Annotated in this window: 10 protein-coding genes; 3 read left to right on the top strand and 7 right to left on the bottom strand. The window is 54.8% G+C overall.

All coding sequences use genetic code 11. The features are described from left to right. The first annotated feature begins 34 nt into the window (after nucleotides 1–34). Together BN1115_RS15880 and BN1115_RS15875 are read left to right on the top strand one after the other, a co-directional pair. Nucleotides 35–799 (top strand): SDR family oxidoreductase, encoded by a 765-nt coding sequence (locus BN1115_RS15880; RefSeq protein ID WP_042657916.1) that lies wholly within the window; start codon nucleotides 35–37, stop codon nucleotides 797–799. A 51-nt stretch (nucleotides 800–850) separates the two neighbouring features. Next, nucleotides 851–1,678: a bifunctional transcriptional activator/DNA repair enzyme AdaA gene (locus BN1115_RS15875; protein ID WP_042657915.1), complete on the top strand. Its 828-nt coding sequence runs from the start codon at nucleotides 851–853 to the stop codon at nucleotides 1,676–1,678. 329 nt (nucleotides 1,679–2,007) lie between these two features. Here the strand turns inward: BN1115_RS15875 and BN1115_RS15870 are convergent, their stop codons facing one another. The 6 genes from BN1115_RS15870 to BN1115_RS15845 all read right to left on the bottom strand — a co-directional run bounded on the left by BN1115_RS15870 (nucleotide 2,008) and on the right by BN1115_RS15845 (nucleotide 9,844). Then, on the bottom strand, nucleotides 2,008–2,817 hold the full coding sequence (locus BN1115_RS15870) for a toll/interleukin-1 receptor domain-containing protein (RefSeq protein WP_042657914.1): 810 nt from the start codon (nucleotides 2,815–2,817) through the stop codon (nucleotides 2,008–2,010). A gap of 103 nt (nucleotides 2,818–2,920) precedes the next feature. Beyond that, nucleotides 2,921–4,642 (bottom strand): TIGR04141 family sporadically distributed protein, encoded by a 1,722-nt coding sequence (locus BN1115_RS15865; protein WP_208597766.1) that lies wholly within the window; start codon nucleotides 4,640–4,642, stop codon nucleotides 2,921–2,923. Between the two features lie 418 nt (nucleotides 4,643–5,060). After that, complete coding sequence (locus tag BN1115_RS15860) at nucleotides 5,061–5,333, bottom strand: hypothetical protein (protein WP_042657913.1); 273 nt, start codon at nucleotides 5,331–5,333, stop codon at nucleotides 5,061–5,063. 379 nt (nucleotides 5,334–5,712) lie between these two features. After that, nucleotides 5,713–7,302 (bottom strand): glutamine-hydrolyzing GMP synthase, encoded by a 1,590-nt coding sequence (gene guaA, locus BN1115_RS15855; protein ID WP_019445882.1) that lies wholly within the window; start codon nucleotides 7,300–7,302, stop codon nucleotides 5,713–5,715. Nucleotides 7,303–7,386: 84 nt separating this feature from the next. Then, a complete protein-coding gene (gene guaB, locus BN1115_RS15850; protein ID WP_042657912.1) occupies nucleotides 7,387–8,850 on the bottom strand; it encodes an IMP dehydrogenase in 1,464 nt (487 codons plus the stop codon). Nucleotides 8,851–9,292: 442 nt separating this feature from the next. Beyond that, nucleotides 9,293–9,844: a cytochrome b gene (locus BN1115_RS15845; protein WP_042657911.1), complete on the bottom strand. Its 552-nt coding sequence runs from the start codon at nucleotides 9,842–9,844 to the stop codon at nucleotides 9,293–9,295. 290 nt (nucleotides 9,845–10,134) lie between these two features. Between BN1115_RS15845 and xseA the strand changes: the two genes are divergently transcribed. Then, nucleotides 10,135–11,502, top strand: a complete 1,368-nt coding sequence (gene xseA, locus BN1115_RS15840; protein WP_042657910.1) for an exodeoxyribonuclease VII large subunit — start codon at nucleotides 10,135–10,137, stop codon at nucleotides 11,500–11,502. Nucleotides 11,503–11,640: 138 nt separating this feature from the next. On the opposite strand, the gene BN1115_RS15835 is transcribed toward xseA, so the two are convergent. Then, on the bottom strand, nucleotides 11,641–12,630 hold the full coding sequence (locus BN1115_RS15835; protein ID WP_042657909.1) for a D-alanine--D-alanine ligase: 990 nt from the start codon (nucleotides 12,628–12,630) through the stop codon (nucleotides 11,641–11,643). Between the last annotated feature and the right edge of the window lie 119 nt (nucleotides 12,631–12,749).

Genomic DNA, 12,749 nt, shown 5'->3' with positions numbered 1-12,749 from the left:
GCAGACGCACAACACACTCAGCGAGGGAACTGCCATGTCATTACTGTCCAACAAGGTCGCCATTATCACCGGCGCCAGCTCCGGCATCGGTCGCGCCAGCGCCATCCTGTTTGCCCGCGAAGGGGCCAGCGTCGTCGTCGGTGCCCGCCGCCAACCCGAGCTGGATCTGCTGGTGGAGGAGATCCGCCACAAGGGGGGCCAGGCGGTGAGTCTCGCAGGAGATGTGAAAAGCGAGACTTACGCCCGCGACCTGGTGGAGCTCGCGCTGACCCGTTTCGGCGGGCTAGATATCGCCTTCAACAACGCAGGTACCACTGGCACGCCGGGCAGCGTGGAGGAGCTTGAGCTGACGCAGTGGCAGGAAACGCTGGATACCAACCTCACCAGCGCCTTTGTGGGGGCCAAGTACCAGATCCCCGCCATGCTGGCGCGTGGCGGCGGCTCGCTTATTTTTACCTCTACCTTTGTCGGCCATACCCTGGGGCTGCCCGGCATGGCGGCCTATGCGGCGAGCAAGGCGGGCCTGATTGGCCTGACCCGGGTGCTGGCCGCCGAGTATGGGGCACAAGGGATTCGGGTCAACGCCCTGCTGCCGGGGGGCACCGACACTCCCATGGGGCGGGCTTTTGCCAATACGCCAGAGAGCCTCGCCTTTGTGCAGAATATGCATGCCCTCAAACGGCTGGCCCAACCGGAGGAGATCGCCCGCTCGGCCCTTTATCTCGCGTCCGATGCATCCAGCTTTACCACCGGCATTGCCCTGCTGGCCGATGGTGGGGTATCAATTTGTCGTACATGACGTTGTCGCCCCCAAGATCCTGCGACCGAAACCTTATCGTGAGAGCGCCTTATGTCTGATTACGCCCGCATCGCCGATGCCATCCGTTTTATCGCAAGTCAGGTGGAGCGCCAGCCCACTCTGGACGAGATAGCGGCGCACGTGCACTTAAGTCCCTTTCACTTCCAGCGGCTGTTCAGCCGCTGGGCCGGAGTGACGCCCAAACGCTATCTGCAGGTGCTGACCCTGGAGCGGGCCAAGGCACTGTTGCAGGAGTCGCGCCCGCTGCTGGAGGTGGCCGATACCCTGGGCCTTAGCAGCGGCTCGCGGCTCTACGATCACTTCGTGCAGCTCGAAGCGGTGACGCCGGGCGAGTACAAGCAGCGCGGGGCCGGGCTGGTTATCGATCACGGGGTGCACGACACCCCCTTTGGTCAGGCATTCGTCGCCCTGACCCCACGGGGGGTGTGCAACTTCTCGTTTCTCGATGACAAGGCCCCAGAGGCGCCACTGGCCACCCTCGCCCGCAGCTGGCCTGAGGCAACGTTGCAAGAAGCGCCATCACGCACCCAAGGGGTCATCAACACCATGTTCGATGGCAGCAAGGCGCCGGATCGCCCCATCTCGCTGCACGTGAGCGGTACCAACTTTCAGATCAGCGTCTGGCGGGCGCTGCTGCTGATCCCGCCCGCCAAGGTGGTGAGCTACGCCCAGGTGGCGAGCGCCGTCGGCAATCCCAAGGCCACCCGCGCCGTGGGGCTGGCGGTGGGCGCCAACCCCGTCGCCTTGATGATCCCCTGTCACAGAGTCATTCAGCAAAACGGCAAACTCGGCGGCTATCACTGGGGCGAGACCCGCAAACAGGCGATACACGCCTGGGAAGCGGCGAGGTATGAGTAAACGTGGCCTTTTTCTGCCCGGCCTGATAGGGGTGACGAAACAGGAGTGTTAGTAGTGACTCAGCAGACAATCAGACTGCGCCAGACAAGCGTGTGGCGATATAAAACGGGGACATAAGAAAAATCGGGGCGCAAATCGCCCCTTTTGTTGCCTTGGCAAGACATGGTGCCTAGCCACCCCACCCCAGCGGATTAACAAAACACGTAGGGTGCAATAAGCGCAACGCATTGCACCATTTGCAGAGCGGCTTTTGTGCAAGGTATGAGAAACAAAAGTAGAGGTGCAATTCACATTGTTCATTGCATCCTACGGACTTTCATAACCTCTCTTTAGGGTAGCTTCACTGCATCTGCTATTTTTTCAGCAATTTCTCTCACCGTAAGCGTTGCTGAATTCAGCGCTACTTTATCAACTAGAGAAGGACTTAAACGCATAATTTCATCTTTAGTAATATTGTGCCAAATAGGTAAGATGACCTTATTCCCTTCCATTTCCTTCACCACAAGTCCATTTAACTCGTATTGAGTCCAGTTCTTTTCAAAAAAAGCTTTCGAAAGGATAATCAAACCATATTTAGACTCTGCCAAACCTTTATCAATTGAACGCCGTAAACTGTCACCTATTCGCAATGTATATTCGTCATACCATACTGACACGCCCAATTCTATCAATTCATCTGCGAGTGGTTTTACAAAACCAGCTTTATCTTCCGATGCGTGAGAGATGAACAACTCAGTCCCAGTCTGCTGCTCTTTTTTTTGAAATGGGACATTGATTTTTACATTATTTAATTGAGACAAAATATTCTCCTGCTTCTTCATTTCTTCATTGATTGCACGATTTAAAGCTAATCGCTCCTTTTTCTTAGCTTGACCACCTAACTTACTATGCTGACGCTCATTGACTTTACGATTTCGCTGATCTTTTTTCGCTTTTACCTGTCGGCGAGCCTTTATAACCTGTTTTTCCTTACTTCTGAGTTGCTGCCTGAGCCTGTTAATGTTATCAACAGATGGATCTGCATTTTTTAACTCATTAACTATCCAGTTAAATTCAATTTCTTTACTTAGCAATTCTTTCTGAAATATATCTAACTCAGCATCTAAAGTGCCTATTCCTTTAAATTTTGGATGTTTCATAAAACCCCTGATAAAAAACTTTTATGTCATGTAAATTCTAGGTGATAGGCATTTCAAAAAAAAATATATATAAATCCTACTGCCGCTTCTTAAATATATGTTTTTATGTGCCATCTCGTACAACCTTTTCAGCCCCAGCAATCTTCACCTCGTAGCCTCTCTGTGAAAGATTTTCGAAGGCAAGGGTCAAATTAACCTTACTAAAAAAAGGAAGGTTCTCTTTGACACTTAAATTAGTATCACCCAAGATCAAAAATACAATCTCATAGTCTGAGCTTTTCAAGCCGTCGATAGGAATGAGCTCATGTGCAGAATTTGAAATACGACGCAATACTTTCCGAGCCTCTTTCCTAAATGCCCTATCACCGAGCATAACCTCTGCCGATATGCTACCTTGTGCAAATAAGTGGCTTAGGCCAGCTGAACCACCTTTTCGGTGCTTGACATGAATTAGTTTTTTGTCTTTTGTCAAAAGGTCACATAGCTCGATAGGGGACGTAGTCTTCGAACATTTCACAAGTTTCTTATCCAATAAATAGCAATCTAAGCTAACGGCTATGCGCTCGTTATAATCACCCTCCGCCTCGATTTTTTTCTTCTCCCCTTCCTCCCAAACTTCAATACTGGGAAATGGGATATCACTGACTTTTATCAAAGCTAACGTGGCATCGATACCACTCATGAAAGATTTATCGATCTCATACCAATTACCACCGAAAATTATTTTTTTGGAATTTATACCATCTAACTCGAAGTACAGGCAATCGTAGAGTGAGTGAGTAAATTCGTTGTCATGTATATCAGTAATGTAAAGTCGGTCTCGACGAATGGATTCGACAGATATAGAGTCAATAACAATATTCTCAAGATACTTACCAGTGTCAATTGTTGGCGAAAGATCGCGTTTAGACCGAGTGAAACTGAATCCAAGCACAGAATCCCACTCAATGAGCTCTGGCAATGTAACAACAATAGACTCATCCCGCCTCTTAACAGCTGCAAGTAATAAATCATCTAAAGCTGAAATCGACGCGGTGTCTTTTACACGCCTAATATTATCCACCCAACTGAACGATTTTTTATAAAGATCTAGATTGTAGTGTCCAAGAAGGTCTGCAGCAATTTTCGGTATATCTTCCACCAGCATTTCCATACCAAAAGAATATATCGCATCACCACCAGAAATGTTCTTGTACTCAATTCCAACTCTAGGTGAACCAGTGACCGCCCGGAGTACATCTCTAAATATATCAATTCCAAAGACGCTTGCCTCAGAACCTCGGGTAGCTTGGGACTTCTTTTGGATAGGTTGATCTTCAAGTGTGTGAAGCTCAACACTGCGTAAGCTCTGATGATTAAGTGTATTTAATGCCGTTTTTAGACCAAAATCCTGTTCAAAATACCCAGGATTAAGAAGAAACCGACCATAGCCAAAGGTAAATGCAAGCACCTTACTATTAACACGAATAAGAAGAACGGCTGAACTAGATTTATTAGATAACTGGTCTATTTCCCTACCGACAATTGCATCTGCCAGCGATGCCCAGTGTGGGCGTTTCTCTTGCGTAATTTTTATATATAAAATACCTTCAAAACCGTGTTGTTCCGACACTTCTAGCGAAATGACTCGAGCATCTGTACTCAGGAACTCTCTGAAATCAGTATCACCATGTTCGGCTTTCGCTAGCAGGGTGTTTAGGTATCTATATGGTTTAGGGTCTGGCATCTTTTCCTCTATGACAAATAAAATTTTGTTCGGTAGTTCCCACCTAGTGATACTTACCATCAAAACCAAGCACAGCCCTAGGATGATGATATTTTCCATCTACTCCGAATTTTTTCTTTCGTGACATATCTAATCTCCATTCAGGATGAACTCGGCTATGTCACCTAGCGTAACTAGATGGAACGGATCCACCGTTATCATTCCCCCTAGATAACAACCTCATCTCTTTCACTTTTTGCCGCTACCATATGCTTTTCTAGTCTGCTACATATGTGATTCAAAGAGAGGGTTGCCAATCGGCAATCTCAAAGAGATTAACGAGCGAGACAGATAAGAAAAAGAGAATGATGTTAGTTTCCTGAGCAAGATCAACAAATAAATCAATAAGTACAAATGCTGACCACGTCTGAGCAGTGCCGGAGCATAGATAAAGAAAAGACGCCCTAAGGCGTCTTTTCTTTTATCTGGAGTCTGGAGCAAACCAGTTAGGAGATCTCTCCCCCTTCCCACAACCCTATCAGATCGGGGTAATGGAGGTAATATGGGCATCCCCGTCCAGTGATTTGAAGATCTGCACCACGGCTTCGCCATGGATCGGTTTGGCAAGCGGCACAGTGCTCTTGCATTTGAAGCGGTAGTTGGTGCCAGCCACCACTTGAGTGGCGACTTCAAAGGGTACGTACTGCACCCCGACAAATCCCTTCAGCGCCTGGTCAAATACCGCCTGATCCTCGGCGGTCAGCTTGTGATATGCGGTCCATCCACCCACCAACACTGCTTGTTCTGACATATCAAACTCTCCGTGCTCTATGATCCCGACTCGTTTGGCCGTTCGGGCTGCGCCCCGTTGATTCAAGTGGTTTCCGGTCTCCACCGGGGTGTCATCACTGCCGGTTGGCACGATAACGATGGGCCCGTTTGCGCAGCTATCTGCAACTGGATCAGCCCTCCCCCCAGCCACGAGCCGCTGTTGATAGCGGGCTCAATTGGCATGAGAGAGCCTAGTGCGGGATGGCAAAAATGCCCCTGTCACATATGACAGGGGCAAGGTGGCGAAAAAGCTGCTCGAAAAAAGAAGATGTGTGGCGCAAACGATTGAGAAAAGAAAAGACGCCTCAAGGGCGTCTTTTTGCATTTTTATGCTCGAAGGGCAGAAGGGCGCGCGCCGCTTATTCCCATTCGATGGTTGCGGGCGGCTTGCCGGAGACGTCGTACACCACGCGGGAGATACCGTTGATCTCGTTGATGATGCGGTTTGATACGTGACCGAGGAAGTCGTACGGCAGGTGAGCCCAGTGGGCGGTCATAAAGTCGATGGTTTCGACGGCGCGAAGCGCAATGACCCAGTCATATTTGCGACCATCGCCCATGACGCCAACGGAGCGCACCGGCAGGAACACGGCGAACGCCTGGCTGACCTGGTTGTAGAGGTCGGCTTTACGCAGCTCTTCGATAAAGACCGCATCGGCGCGGCGCAGAATATCGCAGTACTCTTTCTTCACTTCGCCAAGGACGCGTACGCCCAGACCCGGGCCCGGGAACGGGTGACGGTAGAGCATGTCGTAGGGCAGACCCAGCTCCAGACCAACGCGGCGCACTTCGTCTTTGAACAGCTCGCGCAGCGGCTCGACCAGACCCATCTTCATCTCTTCCGGCAGACCGCCGACGTTGTGGTGAGACTTGATGACGTGGGCCTTGCCGGTCTTGCTGGCAGCGGATTCGATAACGTCCGGATAGATGGTGCCTTGCGCCAACCACTTGGCGTTTTTCAGCTTTTTCGCTTCATCATCAAACACTTCGACGAAGACGCGGCCGATGATCTTGCGCTTGGCTTCCGGCTCGTCAACACCGGCCAGCGCAGAGAGGAAGCGCTCTTCCGCTTCAACCTTGATGATGTTCAGACCAAAGTGGTCACCAAACATCTCCATCACCTGCTCGCCTTCGTTCAGACGCAGCAGACCGTTGTCCACGAAGACGCAGGTCAGGCGATCGCCGATGGCGCGATGCACCAGCATGGCGACCACGGAGGAGTCAACACCGCCGGAGAGGCCGAGGATCACTTCATCGTCGCCCACCTGCTCGCGGATGCGGGCGACGGCGTCGTCAATGATGGTGGCCGGGGTCCAGAGGCATTCGCAGCCGCAGATGTCTTTGACGAAGTGCTCCAGCATGCGGGCACCCTGACGGGTGTGGGTCACTTCCGGGTGGAACTGCACGCCGTAGAAGCGCTTGGCCTCACACGCCATGGCCGCGTGCGGGCAGGTCGGGGTCTGGGCGATGGTGGTGAAGTCGGCCGGAATGGTAGTGACCTTGTCACCGTGACTCATCCAGACATCCAGCAGGGCATTGCCGTTGTCAGCGATGGCATCTTCGATATTGCGCAAGAGCGCGCTGCTCTTGCCAGCTTCGCCCAGCACTTCCACCTTGGCGTAACCGAATTCACGCTCGGTAGAGGATTGCACCTTGCCACCCAGCTGCTCGGCCATGGTCTGCATGCCGTAGCAGATGCCGAACACAGGGACACCGGCGTTGAACACATACTCAGGGGCGCGCGGGCTGCCCGCTTCGGTGACGGACTCGGGGCCGCCGGAGAGGATGATGCCGCTCGGATTGAATTCGCGGATCTGCTCTTCGGTTACGTCCCAGGCCCACAGTTCGCAGTAGACGCCGATTTCGCGCACGCGGCGGGCGATCAGCTGGGTGTACTGGGAACCGAAGTCGAGGATAAGGATACGGTGCTGGTGAATGTCTTTAGTCATTTTATTCCTGCATCAGGCTGATGTTGTCACAAAGGGCACGGGATAAAAAAAGGGTGGAAAAACGGGGCGCAGGGCCCCGTTTTATCAGCCCATCCGATAGTTGGGGGCTTCTTTGGTAATGGTCACATCGTGGACGTGGGACTCTTTCATCCCGGCGCCGGAGATGCGCACGAACTCTGCCTTGGTGCGCATGTCGTCGATGGTGGCGCTGCCGGTCAGGCCCATGGAGGAGCGCAGGCCGCCCATCTGCTGGTGGATGATCTCTTTGAGGCGACCCTTGTACGGCACGCGACCTTCGATGCCTTCCGGCACCAGCTTGTCGGCGGCGTTGTCGGTCTGGAAGTAGCGGTCGCTGGAGCCTTTGGACATAGCACCCAAGGAACCCATACCACGGTAGGATTTGAAGGAGCGACCCTGATAGAGCTCGATCTCGCCCGGCGCTTCTTCAGTACCGGCGAACATGGAACCTACCATGACGCAGCTGGCGCCCGCGGCAATGGCCTTGGCGATGTCGCCGGAGAAGCGGATACCGCCATCGGCGATAACCGGAATACCGGTGCCTTCCAGCGCGTCAACGGCGTCGGAGATGGCAGTGATCTGGGGCACGCCCACGCCGGTCACGATACGGGTAGTACAGATGGAGCCCGGGCCGATACCGACCTTGACGGCGTTGACACCGGCTGCAGCCAGCGCCTTGGCGCCCGCGGCGGTAGCAACGTTGCCACCGATGATCTGAAGATCCGGATAGGCGTCGCGAGTAGCCTTGATGCGATCCAGTACGCCTTGGGAGTGGCCGTGGGAGGAGTCGATCAGCAGCACGTCAACACCGGCTTCCACCAGCGCAGCGACGCGCTCTTCGTTGCCGGCACCGGCACCGACCGCAGCACCGACCCGCAGACGCCCCTTGTCATCTTTACAGGCGTGCGGCTTGCGCTCGGCTTTCTGGAAATCTTTAACGGTGATCATGCCCTTGAGTTTGAAGTCGCCGTTCACCACCAGCACTTTTTCGATACGGTGCTTTTGCATCAGGGCAACCACCTCTTCACGAGGAGCCCCTTCACGCACGGTGACCAGACGAACTTTCTGGGTCATGATCTGTTCAACGGTCTGGGAGAGGTCAATCACGAAGCGTACGTCACGGCCGGTGATGATACCGACCAGCTGATTGCCGTCAGTCACCACGGGGTAACCGGCGAAGCCATTCTTGTGGCTCAGCTCCTTGATTTGGGCGATGGTCATGTCAGGGCGCACGGTGACGGGGTCAGTGACCACGCCGCTCTCGTACTTCTTGACCTTGCGCACTTCGGCAGCCTGCTGCTCGATGGACATGTTCTTGTGGATAAAGCCGATACCGCCTTCCTGGGCCAGTGCGATAGCCAGACGGGCTTCGGTCACTGTGTCCATGGCAGCGGAGATCATCGGGATGTTCAAGCTGATGGCGGAGGTCAGCTTGGTACGCAGATCGGCAGTATTGGGAAGAACTTCGGAGTGGGCGGGAACCAACAGTACATCGTCGAAGGTTAACGCTTCTTTGGCAATCCTGAGCATGGCAATATCTCACCGTTGAGGAAGTGGGGGTGTAAAATATTGCCGACGAAGTTTACTCACGCATTGGTCACTGGTAAAGAAGTTTTTTGAATTTTTTATGGCATAGCCCTCTTTTAGGCGGCCAAAACGCCAAAAAACCAAGATTATCAGTACGAAAAGCGCCATTTCGGGGCAAAAGAGTTGGCTAGCCGGTGATTTATGCAAAACCGGTAGGTGCCGACGCAGCGCAACCCCCATGCAAAGGAATGGTCGACAGGGGCTCAGGGGCAAGCGGCTTCTGCCCCCCTCCCCTTGTCTTGTGTCCTTGTATTGTCTCTTGCCCTCGCGGTGAACACTCGCACCGGTATCATTCTCCCCTCAATCTCCTTTGCTCAGTCTGAATAATAAATTTCGCCCGCTACCAATATATATTTCCCGGCACAACAAGGGGTGCCTCTCTTTATTATTTTCGCCCCACCATCCGCAGCAAGGTATTATCTTTATCCAGCAGATGATGTTTCAACGCTCCGACAATGTGCACCAGCAAAAATGCCAGCATGATACATGGCACATATATATGGACTGTGTGAGCCATATCCCGAACGGATTCACTGAATGGAATCACGTTGGCAGGATCATGGATATCTGGATTCATCGGGATAATAGACCAGCCAAATATCGCGACTCCTCGGCCAGCCGCTGCGGAATAACAGAGACCGGACACCGGAATAAGCAGCGTTGAAATCAGCAAACCCCAGTGGATCGCCCTGGCTGCCAATGCCTCGTAAACAGGATATTGACGAACAGGCTCAGGCCACCCTTTAACAAGGCGGAGAATGGCGCGGGGCAGGATCAAGATCAGTGCAATCACCCCCAGAGATTTATGCAGGGCATAGAGATCCCATATTTCAAATTTAACCATCAGATAGCCCACAAGGGTCAGGCCAATCATCAGCAAGGCAACCGACCAGTGCAGCAAACGGGTCGTCAAACTTAAGCGGATTGAGGGATTCATAAGCTACTCCAAACAGGGGGCGAGTAAACGTTGGTCAAGATAGTGGCGCCGTGAACATCAGCAGCACCTGAGAAATCAACGGCATCTAGGCAAGCCGCGACTTGGCCAGATGCAGGCAAGCACGAGGGCTTTTATCGGGAGCTATACTGCCTGCCCGAATAAACGGCAGCGTTTCCAATCTTGCTTTTCTGCTGCTGGCGCCTCCTGCTTAACGCCCTCCCCCTGTTTCGGGTTAAGATAGCGGCCACCGTTTTATCCCGGCCCCGCCGGAGCAGACCACAGGTACGCCATTGAACCGATTTACTCCATCCAGTACGGCGAACGGCCGCGAGCAGCAGGTCTTTACCGTCACCCGCCTCAACAGCGCCGTGCGCATGATCCTGGAGCAGGATCTGGGGCTGGTGTGGCTGACCGGCGAGCTCTCCAATCTGGCGATGCCAAGCTCCGGCCACTGGTATTTCTCGCTTAAGGACATGTCGGCGCAGGTGCGCTGCGCCATGTTCAAGGGCAACAACCGGCGGGTGGCCTTCCGCCCGCAGGATGGCATGCAGGTGCTGGTGCAGGCGCGGGTCTCCCTCTATGAGCCGCGCGGCGACTACCAGCTGATCATCGAGTCGATGCAACCCGCTGGCGACGGCGTGCTGGCGCTGCGTTTTGAAGAGCTCAAGCGCCGCCTCGGGGCCGAAGGGCTGTTTGACGAGAGCCGCAAGCGGCCGCTGCCCCGCGAACCGCGCGCGGTGGGCCTCATCACCTCCGCCACTGGCGCGGCTTTGCACGATATGCTGACGGTGCTTAAACGCCGCGCCCCGGATCTGCCGGTCTTTATCTATCCGACCCAGGTGCAAGGGAGCGCCGCCATCAGCCAGATCGTCGCGGCGATAGCCAAAGCGAACCAGCGCGCCGAGGTGGATGTGCTGATCGTCGGCCGCGGTGGCGGGTCGCTCGAAGATCTCTGGTGCTTTAACGAAGAGGCGGTAGCGCGCGCCATTGCCCACTCCGCCATTCCGGTTATCAGCGCGGTGGGCCACGAGGTGGATGTCACCATCAGCGACTTTGCCGCCGACTTGCGCGCCCCAACCCCGTCGGCGGCCGCCGAACTGGTGGCGCCGGACAATCAGGCCCGCATCCAGCGCCTCGCCCATCTCAAGCAGCGACTGCTGCAGGCGATGAGTCGCCGCCAGACCGCCGCCCGTCACGATTTCATCCTGCTGCAAAAACGGCTCGACCATCAGGATCCGAAGCGGCGGCTGGAGCAACAATCCCAGCGCCTCGACGAACTCTCTAGCCGTTTGCAGCAGCTATTGCGCCAGCGGCTGCATCAGGGTGAGCGGCGCCTCACCAACCTTGAGCTGCGCCTGCAGGGCAAGAGTCCGGAGCGCCTATTGGCAGCTGGCAAGCGCCGCCACCAGCTGGCCGAGGAGCGGCTCTATGCTCTGATTGCCAAGCGGCAAGACCTTGCTAGTCACCGCCTCGCCATGCTCACCGCCCGCCTCGACGGGGTGAGCCCGCTCGCCACCCTGGGCCGCGGCTACTCCATCACCCGCACTCCGCGCGGCGAAGTCATCAGCCGCGCCGATCAGGTCAGCAGTGGCGACCAGCTTATCACCACCCTGGCGCAAGGCAGCCTGCAGGTGCGGGTCGAGGGAATTAAGCCGTAACCCGCGTTCTTGAGCCGCGACCCGGCGCAGCGCCTCACTGGCAGCTGGTGCCCCGGTCATACCTGTATAAAAAATCCCCGCCAGTTGGCGGGGATTTTTATTGAGTCATCCTTCACTCCCATGAACGGGAGAGCACACTTAGCTGGCCTTGCGCAGGATCAGCTCAAGGTAGTCAGCGAAGCGGTGACCGTGATGCTCCAGCAGTTTCGGGAACATGGAGATGGAAGTCATGCCCGGGAAGGTGTTGATTTCGTTCAGCAGGATCTCGCCTTCCTCGGTCAGGAAGAAGTCGATGCGCGACAGATGGGTCAGTTTCAGCTGACGGAATGCCTTGAGGGCATACTCGTGGATAGCATCGGCCTGCGCCTGGGTCAGCCCTTGTGCCTTGAGGCTGGTCTCGGTGTGGCTGGCGCTGCTGTACTTCTCTTCATAGGTGTAGAACTTGTCCTGCGGCACGCAGATCTCGCCCGGGTAAGTGGCCACCAGCTCGTCACCGTACTGGTAAACCGCCACTTCCAGCTCGCGCGGCTTGACCGCTTTCTCGATCAGAACCTGCTCGGAGTAACCGAAAGCATCGGCAATGCCTTTCACCAAGTCTGCTTCGTTGCTGGCAGAGTAGCAGCCAACGGAAGAGCCCTGGGAGGCCGCCTTGATAAAGACCTTGCCCCACTTGGCCAGCGCAGCTTTCGCCTCGGCGAGCGCCGCATCGTTCTGCTCGGTCAGGAACAGGTAAGGGGTGTTGGGAATGCCGATGGCGGTGAGCCACAGTTTGGTGCTGATCTTGTTGAAGCAGATCTTGCTCGCCTCGGCATCGCAACCGAGATAAGGCAATCCGGCCAGTTCGAGGAAGGATTGCAGATCGCCGGTCTCACCCGGGTAGCCGTGGATGCAGGGCACCACGTAATCCACCGGACGGGCCACGCTGTCAAACGAGAGCAGCTTGTCGAGCCCCAGCTTGCACTCACGGCCATCGGCACTGAGCCAGCGATCGGCGAACATCTCGACGCGGGTCACTTCGACACTGGGCAAAAGGCCCAGTTGTTGCTCGAGGAAATTGGCGCTGCGCAGAGAAACCTCGTGCTCGGAGCCACCGCCGCCGCACAGCAGCAAGACATGCATGTTCTTCATTAGATGTGATCCCTTGGGAAAAGCGGCCTCGTCATGACCATTTGATAAGCCAACCACCATAAAAACCGGACGAAGCCAGATACGAACATAAGTGCGCGCCAGTGTAGCAAGGGAGATCA

This window comes from Aeromonas allosaccharophila (assembly GCF_000819685.1).
Classification (GTDB): domain Bacteria; phylum Pseudomonadota; class Gammaproteobacteria; order Enterobacterales; family Aeromonadaceae; genus Aeromonas; species Aeromonas allosaccharophila.
Note: the sequence above shows the minus strand (reverse complement) of the source record. Positions and strands in the feature narration are given on the sequence as shown.